General features: G+C 39.3%; 15 protein-coding genes. 14 read left to right on the top strand and 1 reads right to left on the bottom strand.

Annotation, left to right across the window (positions count from 1 at the left end):
* Positions 1–58 precede the first annotated feature (58 nt).
* Positions 59–3,643 (top strand): T9SS type A sorting domain-containing protein, encoded by a 3,585-nt coding sequence (locus VK161_RS13860; RefSeq protein WP_324215388.1) that lies wholly within the window; start codon positions 59–61, stop codon positions 3,641–3,643.
* Between the two features lie 261 nt (positions 3,644–3,904).
* Here VK161_RS13860 and VK161_RS13855 read toward each other — a convergent pair whose 3' ends face one another.
* A complete protein-coding gene (locus VK161_RS13855; protein WP_324215387.1) occupies positions 3,905–4,213 on the bottom strand; it encodes a rhodanese-like domain-containing protein in 309 nt (102 codons plus the stop codon).
* Positions 4,214–4,356: 143 nt separating this feature from the next.
* On the opposite strand from VK161_RS13855, the gene VK161_RS13850 reads away from it, so the two are divergent.
* The 13 genes from VK161_RS13850 to VK161_RS13790 all read left to right on the top strand — a co-directional run bounded on the left by VK161_RS13850 (position 4,357) and on the right by VK161_RS13790 (position 17,126).
* Entirely contained in the window at positions 4,357–4,929 is a 573-nt protein-coding gene (locus VK161_RS13850; protein ID WP_324215386.1) for a TetR/AcrR family transcriptional regulator, read from the top strand.
* Positions 4,930–5,078: 149 nt separating this feature from the next.
* The gene (paaE, locus tag VK161_RS13845) at positions 5,079–6,152 is read left to right on the top strand and encodes a 1,2-phenylacetyl-CoA epoxidase subunit PaaE (protein ID WP_324215385.1); all 1,074 of its coding nucleotides are present in this window, start codon (positions 5,079–5,081) and stop codon (positions 6,150–6,152) included.
* A 132-nt stretch (positions 6,153–6,284) separates the two neighbouring features.
* Positions 6,285–7,241: a 1,2-phenylacetyl-CoA epoxidase subunit PaaA gene (gene paaA / locus VK161_RS13840; RefSeq protein ID WP_324215384.1), complete on the top strand. Its 957-nt coding sequence runs from the start codon at positions 6,285–6,287 to the stop codon at positions 7,239–7,241.
* Positions 7,242–7,305: 64 nt separating this feature from the next.
* Entirely contained in the window at positions 7,306–7,590 is a 285-nt protein-coding gene (paaB, locus tag VK161_RS13835) for a 1,2-phenylacetyl-CoA epoxidase subunit PaaB (protein WP_324215645.1), read from the top strand.
* Positions 7,591–7,656: 66 nt separating this feature from the next.
* The gene (paaC, locus tag VK161_RS13830) at positions 7,657–8,409 is read left to right on the top strand and encodes a 1,2-phenylacetyl-CoA epoxidase subunit PaaC (protein ID WP_324215383.1); all 753 of its coding nucleotides are present in this window, start codon (positions 7,657–7,659) and stop codon (positions 8,407–8,409) included.
* A gap of 127 nt (positions 8,410–8,536) precedes the next feature.
* Positions 8,537–9,037: a 1,2-phenylacetyl-CoA epoxidase subunit PaaD gene (paaD, locus tag VK161_RS13825; protein ID WP_324215382.1), complete on the top strand. Its 501-nt coding sequence runs from the start codon at positions 8,537–8,539 to the stop codon at positions 9,035–9,037.
* A 63-nt stretch (positions 9,038–9,100) separates the two neighbouring features.
* Positions 9,101–9,883, top strand: a complete 783-nt coding sequence (locus tag VK161_RS13820) for an enoyl-CoA hydratase-related protein (RefSeq protein WP_324215381.1) — start codon at positions 9,101–9,103, stop codon at positions 9,881–9,883.
* A gap of 80 nt (positions 9,884–9,963) precedes the next feature.
* A complete protein-coding gene (locus VK161_RS13815) occupies positions 9,964–11,115 on the top strand; it encodes a 3-hydroxyacyl-CoA dehydrogenase NAD-binding domain-containing protein (RefSeq protein WP_324215380.1) in 1,152 nt (383 codons plus the stop codon).
* Positions 11,116–11,170: 55 nt separating this feature from the next.
* Positions 11,171–11,581, top strand: coding sequence for a hotdog fold thioesterase (locus tag VK161_RS13810; RefSeq protein ID WP_324215379.1), 411 nt, complete (start codon positions 11,171–11,173; stop codon positions 11,579–11,581).
* 75 nt (positions 11,582–11,656) lie between these two features.
* Positions 11,657–12,859, top strand: a complete 1,203-nt coding sequence (pcaF, locus tag VK161_RS13805; RefSeq protein WP_324215378.1) for a 3-oxoadipyl-CoA thiolase — start codon at positions 11,657–11,659, stop codon at positions 12,857–12,859.
* A gap of 266 nt (positions 12,860–13,125) precedes the next feature.
* Entirely contained in the window at positions 13,126–15,621 is a 2,496-nt protein-coding gene (gene paaZ / locus VK161_RS13800) for a phenylacetic acid degradation bifunctional protein PaaZ (protein WP_324215377.1), read from the top strand.
* A 54-nt stretch (positions 15,622–15,675) separates the two neighbouring features.
* Positions 15,676–16,425, top strand: a complete 750-nt coding sequence (locus VK161_RS13795; protein ID WP_324215376.1) for an enoyl-CoA hydratase/isomerase family protein — start codon at positions 15,676–15,678, stop codon at positions 16,423–16,425.
* Positions 16,426–16,523: 98 nt separating this feature from the next.
* Entirely contained in the window at positions 16,524–17,126 is a 603-nt protein-coding gene (locus VK161_RS13790; RefSeq protein WP_324215375.1) for a transferase hexapeptide repeat family protein, read from the top strand.
* Positions 17,127–17,172 lie beyond the last annotated feature (46 nt).

Here is a 17,172-nt window from a genome sequence, read left to right as displayed (position 1 = left end):
GTACAAGTTGTGTCGACTTGTACTAAAAGAAGTATAATAATTTTTAAAATCAAATTAGATGAAAACAACAAAACTATATATAGTTGTTTGCTTGACATTTATTTTGACACAGTTTAATGCATTTGCTCAGTACAATGGAGGAAACTCTCACGGTTCAACAGCAAATCAATTAACCAACACAAGTTGTTCCATTCCAGCGCATTTTTATGCCTACTTTGGAGGAAACAACGATGGTTCGAGTGTCAATGAGTTGAGCACAACTTCCTGCGGAACAGCAGCATTCCAATTTGCCTACATGGGAGGAAATGCTGATGGCGCAGCAACAGAAGAACTCAGTACTACTGCGTGTAGTATTCCGCCGTCTTTCTTCGCCTACATGGGTGGAAATAATGACGGAGCAGGCGTAGAAACTTTTGAGCAAAATGCCTGTGCATTTCCACCTCAGTTTTATGCTTATTTTGGTGGAAATGGTGATGGTTTTACTATGGATAAAACAGCACCAATTTGTCCGACCGAACCACCAGTGGCAAGTTTTACAGCTTCGGCAACCGAAATTTGTGTCGGACAAACGGTGACATTCACAGATACATCTACGAATATTCCAGCGGGTTGGACTTGGACATTCGAAGGCGGAACTCCATCTTCATCAACAAGCCAAAATCCAGTGATTACCTATAATTCTCCCGGTACGTATGACGTGACTTTGGTCGCAGCCAACTATAATGGAACGAATACAATAATTGCAACTGATCACATTACAGTATATGCTTATCCAGTAGTTACATCAACTACTCCTGCGAGTAGATGTGATTCGGGAGCCGTTACATTACAAGCTACAACCAACGTGGGAACAGTAAATTGGTACGATGCTGCAACTGGAGGAAATTTAGTTGGAACTGGAACTAGCTTTACAACTCCAAGTTTAACGTCAACAACAACGTATTATGTTGAAGCGTTAAATGGTGTATGTTCTTCAGCTCGTAGTGCTGTAGTAGCAACGGTGAATACAACACCAACCATTACATCAACCACGCCAACTACTCGTTGTGGATCGGGTTCGGCAACCATTTCAGCAACGGCAAGCGCGGGAACTATTTTTTGGTATGCAGCAGCTTCAGGTGGTACAGCTCTTTCATCGGGAACCAATTTCTCTCCTAATGTTACAGCGACTACAACCTATTATGTAGAAACAACTTTAAACGGTTGTACTTCTGCAAGAACTGCGGTAGTTGTTACAGTAAATAATGTACCAACCATCACGTCAACCACACCAGCGAGTCGTTGTGATTCGGGCAGTGTAACGTTACAGGCAACAGCTTCTAACGGAACTTTAAGTTGGTACAACACACCAACTGGAGGAACATCATTAGGAACTGGAACTAGCTTTACAACTCCATCCATTTCAGTTTCAACTAATTTTTATGTAGAGAGTACCGATGGAACGTGTACTTCAACTCGAACTGCCGTTTTAGCAACTGTAAATGCAACTCCAAGTATTACTTCGACTTCTCCTTCACAAGTGTGTGATTCGGGAACAGTAACTTTAGGAGCAACAACTAATGCAGGAACATTAAATTGGTACAGTTCAGCTTCGGGTGGCAGTATTTTAGGAACAGGAAATAGTTTTACCACACCTTCAATCAGTACAACTACAACTTATTATGTGGAAGCGGTTAACGGAAGTTGTACCTCTGTAAGAGTACCCGTTATTGCTACTGTAAATACAACGCCAACAATCACTTCTACAACAGACGCTACAGTTTGTGGTAATGTAGGTGCTACATTATCGGCTACTGCAAGTGCTGGAACTATTTATTGGTATACTTCCTTAATTGGAGGTTCTGCTTTTGCAACAGGTACAAGTATTCCAGTAAGTGGAGCTTCTTTTACCTACTATGTCGAAGCAATTAGTAACGGTTGTGTTTCAACAAGAGTAGGTGTAAATTATACAAATAATCCAATTCCAATCATTACTTCAGTTACTCCAGCGAGTCGATGTGATGCTGGAACAGTTACACTTGGTGCTACAACCGATAGTGGAACAGTGAATTGGTACGATGCTCCAACTGGCGGGAATTTAGTAGGAACAGGCACTAGTTTTACAACTTCAATTTTGACGTCAACTACAACTTATTACGTTGAATCTTCAAGCGCGAGTTGTACAACTGTTACTCGTACTGCAGTTACGGCAACTGTAAATGAGCAACCTGTTATTACTTCAACCACACCAGCAAGTCGTTGTGGTGACGGAAGTGTAACCTTACAAGCAACAGCAAGTATAGGAACCATTTATTGGTATAATGCGCCAACGGGTGGAACTTTGGTTGCTACTGGTGGCACTTTTGCAACTCCAATACTAGGAACAACTACAACTTATTATGTTGAGGTTGTAAACGGAACTTGTAGTTCAGCTAGAACCGCTGTTCAAGCTACGGTTTATGCAACTGCAATTATTACTTCAACCACACCAGCGAGTCGCTGCGATGCGGGAACATTAACACTTTCTGCAACAGCCAGTAATGGTACAATTAGTTGGTACGATGCTCCAACAGGAGGAAATGTAGTGGCAACAGGAACTAGTTTTACTACTCCAATTCTTAGTTCAACAACTGCTTATTACGTGGAGGCGCAAAACGGTGATTGTATTTCGTCAAGAACTGCGGTTACGGCTTCTGTAAATGAACAGCCAGTTATAACATCAACTGTGCCAGCAAGTCGTTGCGGTGACGGAAGTGTAACCTTACAAACAACAGCAAGTATAGGAACCATTTATTGGTATAATGCGCCAACGGGTGGAACTTTAGTTGCTACTGGTGGCACTTTTGCAACTCCAATACTAGGAATAACTACAACTTATTATGTTGAGGTTGTTAACGGAACTTGCTCTTCAGCTAGAACTGCTGTAGTGGCAACTGTATATGCTGTTTCAGTGATTACGTCAACTACTCCAGATAGTCGTTGTGATGCTGGAATACTTACACTTTCAGCAACATCAAACAATGGTGTAATCAGTTGGTACGATGCTCCTAATGGAGGAAATCTAGTTGCAACGGGAACCAGTTTTACTACTCCAATTTTAACTTCAACAACTACCTATTATGTAGAGACGCAAAACGGAGATTGTGTTTCGCCACGAACTGCTGTTACGGCTTCAATTGCTCCAACAGCAGCGCCAAGCGGATTAGTTAATCAAACCTATTGCGATGGTGAAACTGTTGATTTAATTGAAGTTATGGGTTCAAATATCGTTTGGTACGATGCTTCAACTGGCGGAAATGTAATTCCTGCCGGAACACCAATTGTTTCAGGTGTAACTTATTATGCATCCCAAACGGTTACGGGTTGCGAAAGTATCAGCCGATTGGCAGTAACCATGACGTTGGGCAGTTGTTTAGGAAACGAAGAATTCATCAAAAACGAAATCAAATTGTATCCAAACCCAGTAATTGATGTGTTGAACATTTCATCTACCGAATCCATGTCGAAAATTGAAGTTGTAAACATGCTTGGTCAAGTAGTGTTTGTGAAAACAATTGACGAGCTAGAAACCACAGTTGACATGTCACGTTATTCAACTGGAACATACATCATAAAAGTTCTTGTGGATACTGAGGTGGAAATCTTTAAAGTAATCAAGAAGTAGTAAGTAGTTTTATATTTTCAGTTTTTAAACCATCCCGATTTATCGGGATGGTTTTTTAATATACGTAGTTTTTCGTATTGATGCAGTTTTTGAAAAGATTAATTTTATAACTACTTCAAGAGGTAAAGTAGTAAGTAGTTTTTATAGTAGTTTGAAGACCATCTTGTTTAATGCAAGATGGTTTTTGTTTAAAAACAAAACGGCTCTCAATAAAAAGCCGTTTTCAATTAACAATCAATAAACACAATCTATCAAATCCAATTATAATTTGCTCTCTAAGCTTTGCCATCCGCCGCCGTTCATGCTTTCAATTCCGTTGCTTTTTAAGATAGAATTGGCCTGCGCACTTCGCATTCCACTTTGGCAACAAACAATTACGGATTTTTCCATTCGTCTAATTTCATTCACTTTTGAATGAATTGTGTCCAACGGAATATTTTTCGAACCTTTTATATGACCGTTTTTATACTCGCCAACTGTTCTCACATCAATAATTACAGCTCCTTTATCCATAAATTCTTTTACATTTTCTGTTTTTCCACTCAACCCTAACATACTCAACAATCCCATATCTTACCTTTTTTAATTATTTTTTTAAATTTTTTAACCTGCGTTCTACTACAATAGAATTACACGACAAAAGTAGTAGTGTTACTAAATCCTTTCAGTAACAAAAGTTACCCAACTCAAAATATTCTATATATTTGACATCGATGAAAATTACCGATCGTAAAACCGAAATAATAAACGTGGCTGCAACACTTTTCAAAGAGAAAGGGTACAGTGCTGTTACTATGCGTGACATTGCTCAAGCTATGGACATAAAAGCCGCAAGCTTGTACAATCACATCAAATCGAAGCAAGAGATTTTAGTCTTAATAATCATCGAAATAGCAGAAGAATTTACTTCTGTAATGGACGAAATTGTTGCTTCAGAAAACTCTGCTATTCAAAAAATCGAACGCGTTATTCAGCTTCATATTGATATTACTTTACGTGATTCTAATGCCTTGGCATGCCTTAATAATGATTGGATGCATCTTACCGATTCTGATTTATCTTATTTTATCAAAATGCGCGAAGAATACGAAGAAAACTTCCGAACCATCGTCAAAAAAGGAATCGATGAAGGCGAAATCAAAAGCCTCAATCTCGAAGTGATCATCTTTTCAACTCTTTCAACTTTGCGCACTTTATACCTTTGGTATGGGAAAAAGAAAAGTCCGAATCCGTCTGTTTTAAAATCAAATATGGTGCAAGTACTACTCAACGGAATTGTAGAATAATTTGATCCATTGAGAGTTCAAATGTATTTTGGTTTGTTTTGAACTTCTACTAAGGTTAAAAAAATTACAACGTTTTCGTAACCTATCAAAAAAATCATTAAATTTGCCTAACAAACTAACAATTGTTAGTTTTCTTTATTTGATAAAGTATGGCAAAATTTCACAGTATTAAAGTCGCTGATATTTACAAGGAAACCAAAGATTGTGCGGTCATCTCATTCGATATTCCGACTGAATTACAATCAGAGTTCAATTATAAGCAAGGACAACATTTAACGTTGCGAACTCATATTAATGGCAACGAAGTGCGTCGCTCGTATTCGCTTTGTTCTTCGCCCGTTGAAAACAAATGGCAAGTTGCTGTCAAGAAAATAAATGAAGGACTTTTCTCAACTTTTGCTAATGACACGTTGAAAAAAGGTGATGCTTTAGATGTAATGGCTCCTAATGGAACATTCTTCACCGAAGTCAATCCAACTCAATCCAAAAACTACATCGCCTTTGCTGCCGGAAGCGGAATAACTCCGATACTTTCAATCATCAAAACGCATTTAGCATCTGAACCTAACAGTACTTTTAAACTGTTTTATTTGAATCGTACCGTAAAATCAATTATCTTTAAAGAAGAAATTGAACAACTTAAAAATGTCTATTTCAACCGTTTCGAAATCTTTCATTTTTTAACCAAAGAACACCGTCCATCAGAACTGTTCAACGGACGATTCACCAAAGAAAAAATTAACGTTCTTACCGATAAATTAATTGATGTAGCGTCAACCGACGAATGTTTCATTTGCGGACCAGAAGACATGATTTTCTTGCTTCGCGATGAACTCATGAATGCCGGTTTAGCCAAAGATAAAATCCATTACGAACTGTTTAATACAGGTTTATCCGAGGAAGACAAACAACGCATCAACAAAATTGTAGAGAAAAAAGTAGAAGGAACCGAAGTTACTATAATTGACGGCGGAAAAGAATTCCACTTTGTAATGGGAGACGATTTCGACAATATTCTTGATGGTGCTATTGCAGCGGGTGCCGATTTACCTTACGCTTGTAAAGGCGGAGTTTGCAGCACGTGTCGTTGCAAAGTAGTCGATGGCTCGATCGAAATGAAACTCAACTACTCACTCGAAGAAGACGAACTGGCCAAAAATTTCGTATTAAGTTGCCAAGCCGTTCCCACTTCGAAGAAAGTTGTAGTTGATTTTGGTTTGTAAAATAGCCTAAAAGGTTTTCAAAACCTGTTAGGTATCAAAAAATAATAATTGTTCAAAGTTACTGCAAAGTAAAATGTTACGGCGACTGAACACCTGCCTACCGAAGGCAGGCTGAACACAATTCTATAAATTATGTCAGAGAAAGAGATTAAAAGTTTAGAAGAACAATTTCAAGCGCGCATCGACCGCGATGATAAAATTGAGCCTAAAGAATGGATGCCTGAGAAATACAGACAAACCCACATTCGTCAGATTTCACAACACGCTCATTCTGAAATTGTAGGTATGCTTCCCGAAGCCAATTGGATAACACGTGCACCTTCTTTACGAAGAAAAGTAGCCTTGTTAGCCAAAATTCAAGACGAAGGCGGTCACGGTTTGTACTTGTACAGTGCTGCAGAAACACTCGGAATTTCACGTGAAGAATTGTACGATCAATTGCATTCTGGGAAAGCCAAATACTCCAGTATTTTCAATTATCCAGCCATTACTTGGGCCGATATGGGCGCTGTTGGTTGGTTGGTAGATGGTGCCGCAATTATGAATCAAGTAGCGTTAATGGGAACTTCTTACGGTCCATATTCCCGAGCTATGGTGAGAATCTGTAAAGAAGAAAGTTTTCACCAACGTCAAGGTTACGAAATTCTGCTAACACTTTGCAATGGAACTCCAGAGCAAAAAGCAATGGCACAAGATGCACTCAACCGCTGGTGGTGGCCATCGTTAATGATGTTTGGACCTAAAGACGAAGAATCTCCCAACACTGAACAATCGGTAAAATGGAAATTGAAACGCAAAACTAACGATGAGTTGCGCCAACAATTTGTTGATCAAACCGTTCCACAAGCTAATATTTTAGGATTAACTATTCCTGATCCAGAACTAAAATGGAATGAAGACCGTAAACATTATGACTTCGGCGATTTAGATTGGGACGAATTTTGGCAAGTTGTCAAAGGTCACGGTCCATGCAACAAGCAACGTGTAGAAGCTCGCAAAACAGCTTGGGAAAAAGGAGCTTGGGTTCGCGATGCTGCTATGGCTTACGCCGAAAAACAATCCAATAACGAAGTAAAAAAAGCAATATAAAATAGTTGACAGTTACAGTCACAGTTTTCAGACTGCGACTGCGATTGCGACTGAAAACTTATAGATTATGAAAAACTGGCCTCTTTGGGAAGTATTTATACGAAGTAAAAACGGATTAGAACACCGTCATTGCGGTTCATTACACGCAAGTGATGCAACCATGGCACTAGAAAACGCTCGTGATGTGTACACGCGTCGTATGGAAGGCGTGAGTATTTGGGTGGTTCCATCGTCGCAAATTACCGCATCAAATCCAGAAAACAATGGCGAAACTTTTGAACCGGCAATGGACAAAGCCTACCGTCATCCTACATTTTACGAACTCCCAGACGAACTAAAACACATGTAGTCGAAAAGGAAAAGTCTAATAAATAGACTTTCAATTTTCGACTTTCAACTTTTTTGACACAAAAAAATGAACAACAACTTAATTCAATACATCTACGGAATTGCTGATAATTCGTTGATTCTAGGACAACGTTTAGGAGAATTATGCGGTCATGGTCCGAGTTTGGAAACCGATATCGCCATGACCAACATTTCTCTGGATTTGTTAGGACAAGTACGAAGCTATTATCAATATGTAGCCAAGTTACAAGGCGGAGATGCTACTGAAGATACAGTCGCTTTTCTTCGTATAGAACGCGAATACAAAAACGTACTTTTGGTAGAACAGCCGAACACGGATTTCGCCTATTCAATCACCCGTCAATTTCTATTTGATGTTTTTCATCTAGCATTGTTAGAAGAATTGCAAAACAGTAAAGACGAAATGCTTGCTGCTATTGCCAAAAAAAGCATTAAAGAAGTATTGTACCACAATCGTTTTTCTTCCGACTGGATCAAACGATTGGGAGATGGAACTGAAGAAAGTCACAATCGAATCCAAACCGCTATCAATGATTTATGGATTTTCACTGATGAGTTTTTCCACCAAACCGATGCTGATAAAGTGATGGTTTCAGAAGGAATAGGAGTAGATACAACACTTTTAAAAACGAATTATTATAAAAAAATAAGTGAGGTTTTGGAAGAAGCAACTTTACAAACACCACAAATTGAGTACTTTCAAAAAGGAGGAAAAAACGGAGTACACAGCGAACACATGGGCTATATTCTAACCGAATTACAATACATGCAACGCACGTATCCGAATATGACGTGGTAAGAAAATGTACAGTATTCAGTGTCAGTATTCAGTAAGATGAAAAAATAGCGCCTTTGTGTCTTTGCGAGAAATAAACAAAAGAACCTTAGCAATTAGCATAAAACCTTAGCGTCTTTGTGGTAAAAAAATGACAGAACAACTAACTCATATCGACCCAATACTCTTCGAAATTCTCGAAACGGTTTCCGATCCGGAAATTCCAGTTTTGTCGATTGTAGAAATGGCTGTAGTTCGTTCTGCAAAAATTATAAATGGAATAGTCGAGGTTGAAATAACACCCACTTATAGCGGTTGTCCTGCAATGGATGTAATTGGAGATGATATCAAAACAGCTTTCCAACAAAAAGGCTATGAAGCGAAAGTAGAGTTAATCCTTTCGCCAGCTTGGACAACCGATTGGATTACTCCAAAAGGCAGAACAGCACTAGAAAAATACGGAATCGCTTCGCCATTATCAGAATCAGCCGATAAAGAAGCGCTTCTAGGAAATAAAAAATTAGTGAAATGTCCACAATGTGGTTCATTCAACACAAAATTGATTAGTCAATTCGGTTCCACTGCATGCAAAGCATTATTCCAATGCGAAGATTGCTTAGAACCATTCGACTATTTTAAATGTTTAAAATGATTTGTGAATTTGCAGCATAATAGTCTTTGCGACTCTGCGACTTTGCGTGAAATAAAATAAGGTATGAGCAATTCAATAGAACTAAAAATTGAAAATAATGTCGCGTGGATATCACTCAACCGACCCGATGTATTCAATAGTTTCAACCGTGAAATGGCATTATTGTTACAAAAAACACTCGATAATTGTAATGAAAATGCAGATGTTCGCGCCATTGTAATCACTGGAAATGGAAAAGCATTTTGCGCTGGACAAGACTTAAAAGAAGTAACTGATCCAGAGTTAAATCCGGGTTTTAGAAAGATTCTCGAAGAGCATTACAATCCCATCATCCAAAAAATCAGAACCATTGAAAAGCCAATTATTGGTGCAGTAAATGGCGTAGCAGCCGGAGCTGGAGCTAATATTGCTTTGGCTTGTGATATTGTAGTGGCTTCAGAAAATGCGTCTTTCATTCAAGCATTCAGTAAAATCGGTTTAATTCCAGATAGTGCTGGAACTTTTTTCCTACCACGTTTAATCGGTTTTCAAAAAGCATCTGCATTAATGATGTTAGGCGATAAAGTTTCGGCTGTGGAAGCATTGAATATAGGAATGATTTATAAAATCTTTGCCGCCGGAATTTTTGAAGAAGAAGTTCAATCACTTGCTCAAAATTTAGCCCAAATGCCAACCAAAGCATTAGGTCTAACCAAACGATTACTCAATCAATCGATGACCAATAATTTAGAGCAACAATTGGCATTAGAGAGCGATTTGCAAATTGAAGCCAGTTCATCCAACGATTACAAAGAAGGCGTAACCGCTTTTGTTGAAAAAAGAAAACCCGAATTTAAAGGAAATTAAAAAGTGATTGTAGGATAGTAAGATTTTAAGATATTATAGAATCCTACAATCTTACAGTCCTACAATCTTATAGTCTAAAAATGAAAGTAGCAATCATAGGTTCCGGAACAATGGGAAGTGGCATCGCACAAGTTGCCGCAACAGCAGGTTGTGAAGTAAAAATTTACGATACCAATCAAGATGCTTTAAATAAAAGTAAGGTCAATCTTGAAATCACTTTATCTAAATTGGTCGAAAAAGCCAAAATCGATGAAAACGAAAAAAACCGCATACAAAGCAACATTTCGTACGCTCATACCATGGGCGAATTATCGCATTCTGATTTAGTCATCGAAGCCATAATCGAGAATTTAGAAATCAAAAGAAAACTGTTCTCCGAATTAGAAAATTACGTCTCGCCCGAAACCATTCTGGCATCCAATACTTCTTCACTTTCAATTGCTTCCATTGCTGCTTCTTGTCAAAAACCAGAACGCGTCATTGGAATTCACTTTTTTAATCCCGCACCCTTAATGCAATTGGTTGAAGTTGTTCCAGCGGTGCAAACCAGCGAAGAAGTGTTACAACAATCCGTGCAAACCATTTCGGATTGGAAGAAAGTGGTAGCCGTTGCCAAAGACACACCCGGATTCATTGTTAATCGTGTAGCTCGACCTTTTTACAGCGAAAGTTTACGTATGTATGAAGAAGGTGTAGCCGATTTTGCTACCATCGATTGGGCTTTAAAAACCATCGGTCAATTCAAAATGGGACCATTCGAATTAATGGATATGATTGGTCACGATGTCAATTATATCGTTACTGAAACGGTATTCACAGCCTTTTATTTCGATCCAAAATTCAAACCTTCATTCACTCAAAAACGATTGTTAGAAGCAGGATTTTTAGGCAGAAAATCAGGAAGAGGTTTTTTTGATTATAACAAAGAAATGCCATCACCAAAAGAAGACCTGACTTTAGCAAAATCAATCTTTGAAAGGGTTATTGTAATGCTGATCAACGAAGCGGCTGATACTTTGTTTTTAAACATTGCATCCGCCAAAGACATCGATAACGCCATGACCAAAGGAGTAAACTATCCCAAAGGATTATTGGCTTGGGCAGACGAACTCGGAATCCCATGGTGTGTCACTAAAATGGACGAATTGTACAATGAATACCACGAAGACCGCTACCGTTGTAGCCCAATTCTTCGTCGTATGGCAAAAGAAAATAAAAAGTTCCTATCCTAACAGGTTTCCAAAACCTGTTAGGTATTAAATAAAAATGTTTAGATAAAATAGTGAAATGACACCCAAAGAAATTGTTAACAAAATGTTCCAAAACGATGCCTTCAGTCAATGGCTCGGCATCACCGTTGAAAATGTTAGCGAAGGAACATGCACACTTTCAATGGAAATAAGAAAAGAAATGACCAACGGTTTTGGTATCGCTCACGGCGGAATCACCTATTCTCTGGCCGACAGCGCTTTGGCTTTTGCTGTCAATTCCCACGGTCGACAGTCCGTAAGTATAGATACGTCCATCAACCACATCGAAACCCTCAAAGAAGGTGACAAAATTGTGGCTGTAGCAAAACAAGACGCACTCAAAAATAAATTTGGTTTTTACACCATCGAAATAAAAAGAGAAGAAAAAATAGTAGCCTTGTTCAAAGGAACAGTATTCAGAAGTGATAAAGAATGGGGAAATAATTAACAATTGATAATTAACAATTGACAATTCTGTGACAGAAAATTATCAATCATCAATTATCCATTATCAATTTAAAAAATGGAAGCATACATCATAGACGGCGTTCGAACGCCAATCGGAAGTTACCAAGGAACACTTGCATCGGTTCGCCCCGATGATTTAGGTGCTTTGGTCATCCAAAAAGTAGTAGAAAAAAATCCAAATATTCCCAAAGACGCTTACGATGATGTCATCATGGGTTGCGCCAATCAAGCGGGTGAAGACAACCGTAATGTAGCGCGTATGTCATTGTTATTAGCGGGTTTGCCTTATACAGTGCCGGGTGAAACGGTCAATCGTTTGTGTAGTTCAGGATTGTCAGCCATTATTGGAGCCAATCGAGCCATCAAAGCAGGCGATGGACATGTTTTTATTGCAGGTGGAATTGAGAATATGACACGCGGACCTTTAGTCGTTTCCAAACCGTCATCAGCCTTCGGAACCGATTCTAAAATGTACGATTCCAGTTTCGGATGGCGTTTCATCAACCCTAAAATGCACGCCATATACGGCACGGATGCCATGGGAGAAACCGCCGAAAATCTTGTAGAAAAATACAATATCAGTCGTGAAGATCAAGATGCTTTTGCTTTGAATAGCCAACAAAAAGCAACAGAAGCTCAAAATTCAGGACGACTGGCCAAAGAAATAGTTACGGTTGAAATTCCGCAACGCAAAGGCGATGCAATTCAGTTTTCAAAAGACGAATTCATCAAGTCAACCACTTCAATGGAAGGTTTAGCCAAATTACGCCCAGCTTTCAAAAAAGAGGGCAGTGTAACCGCTGGAAATGCATCCGGTTTAAACGATGGTGCTTGCGCTACGATCATTGCATCGGAAGAAGCAGTTCAAAAATACAATTTAAAGCCTTTGGCACGAATCGTAAGTTCAGCAGTAGTAGGAGTTGAACCCAGAATCATGGGAATTGGTCCAGTAGAAGCCACCAAAAAAGCATTAGAAAAAGCGAACTTGACGTTAGACCAAATCGATATTATTGAATTGAACGAAGCTTTTGCAGCACAAAGTATTGCCTGTATTCGTGAATTAGGTTTACAAGACAACGATTCGCGAATCAATCCTAATGGTGGTGCCATCGCAATTGGTCATCCACTGGGTGTAACAGGTGCTCGAATTGCCTATTCAGCTGCTTTGGAATTGCAAATAACAGGAAAACAATACGCCTTAATCACCATGTGCATCGGCGTTGGGCAAGGTTATGCCGTAATAATAGAAAGAGTTTAAACTCCTAATAGGTCTTCAAAACCTGATAGGTATCAATAAAGGTTACAGATACAAAAATGGGTCATTAACTAGCCCTGATTGAAGCAATCCACCGTGTGGTGCGTAAAGCAGGAAAATGGATTACAAATAAAGACCAAGCCATTCGCTTCGAAAGAGAAAATGGTTTTACAAATAAAAAAAGCTTAGCGCCTTAGCGTCTTTGCGAGAAAATAAACTTAGCGAACCTTGCGTAAACCCATACGCTCTTTGCGGTTAAAAGAAATGATATGAATAAAACACAACATTACGTACTCGGAAATTGGACTTCAGCAACCGGTGAAGGAAAACCAACTTTTGATGCAGTTACGGGCGAATTCATAGCCGAAACTTCGGTTGAAGGATTGGATATCCCAGCGATTTTGCACTACGGAAGAACCAAAGGTGGCGAGCAATTGCGTAAAATGACCTTTCAAGAACGTGGTAATAGGCTAAAAAGTTTGGCGATGTACTTGACCAAACGCAAAGAAGCTTTTTACGAAATCAGTTACCGAACTGGCGCCACTCGCGTCGATTCGTGGATTGACATCGAAGGTGGATTCGGAAACTTATTCGCCAATGCATCCTTGCGTAAATTATTCCCCAATCAACCGTACCATGTAGAAGGCGACCCAATCGATTTGTCAAAAGGTGGTCGATTCATGGCGCATCATATTTTAGTTCCGAAAAAAGGAGTGGCCATTCACATCAATGCGTTCAATTTCCCAATTTGGGGAATGTTGGAAAAATGTGCGGTCAACTGGATGGCTGGAATGCCAGCAGTAGTTTTGCCAGCGCCAGCAACAGCCTATTTGACCGAAGCCGTTGTTCGCGAAATCATCGCTTCAAACATTCTACCCGAAGGCGCTTTACAATTAATTTCAGGAACCGCTAAAAATATTTTTGATACGGTTGAAAGCCAAGACGTGATTACATTTACAGGTTCGGCTGCAACAGGAAGATTGTTAAAAGCACATCCAAGAATCATTCAAGAAGCGGTTCCGTTCACCATGGAAGCCGATAGTTTGAATGCTTCTATTTTAGGTGAAGATGCTGTTCCAGGTACACCTGAATTCGATTTGTTCATTAACCAAGCCCGAAGTGAAATAACGGTAAAATGCGGACAAAAATGTACCGCCATCCGCCGTATGATTGTTCCCGAAAAATTAATGGATGATGTGCAAACTGCTTTGGCCAAATCATTAGATAAAGTTTCCATTGGTGATCCTCGTTTGAAAGAAGTTCGAATGGGCGCATTGGTGAGTAAAGATCAAGTCAATGTGTTAAAAGGGCGAGTTCAAGAATTAGCAAAATCGGCAAAAATAGTGTATGGAGATTTGGAAAAAACCAGCATTATTGGTGCTGATGAAAAAGGTGCTTTTGTAAGTCCAATTTTACTTCGCGAAGACAATCCATTCACAAATATAACGGTTCACGAAACCGAAGCTTTTGGTCCGGTTTCTACGATTATGCCGTATAAAAACTTAGACGAAGCCATCGAATTAGCCCAAATGGGTAAAGGTTCACTTGTATCTTCAATCGTTACCAATTCGGATGAAATTGCTAAAGAATATGTGGTAAATGCCGCTTCACATCACGGTAGAATTTTAGTGCTCAATCGTGAAAACGCCAAACAAAGTACAGGTCACGGTTCGCCACTTCCTTTGTTGGTTCACGGTGGACCAGGTCGTGCTGGTGGAGGTGAAGAAATGGGTGGTGTACGTGGAATCAAACACTACATGCAACGTTGTGCAATTCAAGGTTCACCAACTACTTTAACCGAAATTACCGGAATTTATCAAGCCAATTCAGCTTACAAAGAAATTACCCAACATCCGTTTCAATACCATTGGGAAGACATCCAACCCGGAATGTCATTGCGAACTCACAATCGAACTGTAACTGACACCGACATCATCAATTTTGCCAATTTAACTTGGGATCATTTCTATGCGCATACTGATATTACTTCGCTTGACGGAAGTATTTTCAAAAAACGAACCGCTCACGGCTACTTTATTTTAGCAGCAGCAGCAGGTTTGTTTGTCTATCCAAATAAAGGCCCAGTTGCGGCAAATTATGGTTTGGAAGAATGTCGTTTCTTACGCCCAATTTATCATAACGACACGGTTTATGTGCGACTAACGTGCAAACAAAAAGTAGATCGTGACGTTGCTTCGGCCGAGCATCCAAGCGGAATTGTCAAATGGTTTGTTGAAGTGTTTGATACCAACGACGAATTGGTTGCAGTAGCTACAATTCTAACTATGGTTCAGAAAAAACAAGAAATTTTTGTCGAAATGACCGACGAAAAAGTAGCGGAATGCATCAATAAACTAACTGAAAATTCAAAAGCCAATTGGGGAATTTTAACACCACAACATTTGTTAGAGCATTTGGAGCAAGGTTACCGAATCATGTCGGGTGAAATTCAAGATTTCGAAATTGCCACACCCGAAAAGATTTTGGATAAAGTACACAATTCGCTCTATAATTACGACAAATTTCCAAAAGGCACTGCTTTTCCAACTATGAAAAAAGGCGAATTGGAAGACTTAATTCACCCCGATTTAGAAACCGCTAAAACCAAATTCTTTGAAGCCAGAGAAGCCTACAAAACTTTTTTCAAGGAAAATCCAGAAGCGGTAATGAAAAACATGGTCTTTGGCGAATTGAATCGTTACGAATCGTATCTATTAGAACGAAAACATTTGAATCATCACTTCGAACAATTTGGTATAATTTAAAAATGAAAACTTTGCGAACCTCGCGATTACCTTGCGACTTTGCGGTTAAATACTATGGAAGCCTACGTAAATCAAAACATACAAAACAACATCGCCACTATCGAGTTCTTTCATCCAGAACAGAATAGTCTGCCTGGCAATATTTTAGCACAATTGGCCAACACTATTACTGAAGTTGGAAACAATGACGATGTAAAAGTCATCATCCTAAAAAGTGGAGGAGATAGAACTTTCTGTGCCGGAGCCAGTTTTAAAGAACTCATTGCTATCGATGATGCAGCCACGGGAAAAGTGTTTTTCTCTGGTTTTGCCAACGTGATTAATGCCATACGAAAATGCCCAAAATTCATCATCGGACGCATTCAAGGAAAAACAGTCGGCGGTGGTGTCGGAATTGCAGCATCCACCGATTATTGTATGGCAACAAAATTCGCAGCAATCAAGTTATCAGAATTAAATGTCGGCATCGGACCATTTGTGGTATCGCCTGCCATCGAACGGAAAATGGGTGTTTCAGCCATGTCGCAAATCGCCATCGATGCCAATTCGTTTTACGAAGCCAATTGGGCCAAAGAAAAAGGCTTATTCGCGCAAGTGTACGAAAGCATTGAAGAAATGGACGAAGCGGTTCAAAAATTTGCTGAACATTTGTGCACCTACAATCCCGAAGCCATGCTTGAAATGAAAAAGATTTTCTGGCGCGGTACTGAAGATTGGGACAATTTATTATCCGAAAGAGCCGCCATCAGCGGACGATTGGTATTGTCTGATTTTACAAAAGAAACGTTGAAGAAGTTTAAATAGAGCAAAGATCGCTGCGCTGCAAGATCAAAGCTAATTGGAGAATAGTATGAATCTTTCTTCTTTCAACGAAGTTGTCTTTCATCTTTCATTAAAAAAAAATGGTATACGAATTCAAAGGGTTCATCCCAGTCATACACGAAAGTAGTTTCATCCATCCGCAAGCCGCGGTAACGGGCAATGTGATTATTGGAAAAGACGTTTACGTTGGTCCAGGAGCAGCAATTCGTGGCGATTGGGGCGAAATTATTATTGAAGACGGTTGCAATGTGCAAGAAAATTGCACGATTCACATGTTTCCTGGCAAATCAATGGTTTTGAAAGAAGGAGCGCATATTGGCCACGGAGCGATTATTCACGGTGCCAACATCGGTAAAAACTGTTTAGTCGGAATGAATGCAGTCATTATGGACGATGTGAATGTGGGAGATGAGTGCATCATTGGCGCTCTAAGTTTCATCAAAGCTGGAATGCAAATTCCAAATAGAAAAATGGTGGTCGGAAATCCAGCCACTATTATAAAAGACGTTTCCGATGAAATGATTGATTGGAAAACCAAAGGAACTGCTTTGTACCAAAAATTACCAAAAGAATGTCATGAAACTTTAAAAGCAGTCGAACCCTTGAGAGAAATTCCAGCCAATCGACCAACACAAGAAGCGTTTTATAAAACATTAGAAGAATTTAAAAGCAATAAGCTTTGAGCGATAAGCAATAAGCTAGATTAACTTTTGAAATTGAAGAATAGAT

It is taken from the genome of Flavobacterium sp., assembly GCF_035299245.1.
GTDB lineage: Bacteria > Bacteroidota > Bacteroidia > Flavobacteriales > Flavobacteriaceae > Flavobacterium.
Note: the sequence above shows the minus strand (reverse complement) of the source record. Positions and strands in the feature narration are given on the sequence as shown.

What these genes read in the sequence shown, in the direction of transcription:
- VK161_RS13860 (WP_324215388.1), top strand. Translation starts at nt 59, where the DNA reads ATGAAAACAACAAAACTATATATAGTTGTTTGCTTGACATTTATTTTG.
- VK161_RS13855 (WP_324215387.1), bottom strand. Translation starts at nt 4,213, where the DNA reads ATGGGATTGTTGAGTATGTTAGGGTTGAGTGGAAAAACAGAAAATGTA.
- VK161_RS13850 (WP_324215386.1), top strand. Translation starts at nt 4,357, where the DNA reads ATGAAAATTACCGATCGTAAAACCGAAATAATAAACGTGGCTGCAACA.
- paaE (WP_324215385.1), top strand. Translation starts at nt 5,079, where the DNA reads ATGGCAAAATTTCACAGTATTAAAGTCGCTGATATTTACAAGGAAACC.
- paaA (WP_324215384.1), top strand. Translation starts at nt 6,285, where the DNA reads ATGTCAGAGAAAGAGATTAAAAGTTTAGAAGAACAATTTCAAGCGCGC.
- paaC (WP_324215383.1), top strand. Translation starts at nt 7,657, where the DNA reads ATGAACAACAACTTAATTCAATACATCTACGGAATTGCTGATAATTCG.
- paaD (WP_324215382.1), top strand. Translation starts at nt 8,537, where the DNA reads ATGACAGAACAACTAACTCATATCGACCCAATACTCTTCGAAATTCTC.
- VK161_RS13820 (WP_324215381.1), top strand. Translation starts at nt 9,101, where the DNA reads ATGAGCAATTCAATAGAACTAAAAATTGAAAATAATGTCGCGTGGATA.
- VK161_RS13815 (WP_324215380.1), top strand. Translation starts at nt 9,964, where the DNA reads ATGAAAGTAGCAATCATAGGTTCCGGAACAATGGGAAGTGGCATCGCA.
- VK161_RS13810 (WP_324215379.1), top strand. Translation starts at nt 11,171, where the DNA reads ATGACACCCAAAGAAATTGTTAACAAAATGTTCCAAAACGATGCCTTC.
- pcaF (WP_324215378.1), top strand. Translation starts at nt 11,657, where the DNA reads ATGGAAGCATACATCATAGACGGCGTTCGAACGCCAATCGGAAGTTAC.
- paaZ (WP_324215377.1), top strand. Translation starts at nt 13,126, where the DNA reads ATGAATAAAACACAACATTACGTACTCGGAAATTGGACTTCAGCAACC.
- VK161_RS13795 (WP_324215376.1), top strand. Translation starts at nt 15,676, where the DNA reads ATGGAAGCCTACGTAAATCAAAACATACAAAACAACATCGCCACTATC.
- VK161_RS13790 (WP_324215375.1), top strand. Translation starts at nt 16,524, where the DNA reads ATGGTATACGAATTCAAAGGGTTCATCCCAGTCATACACGAAAGTAGT.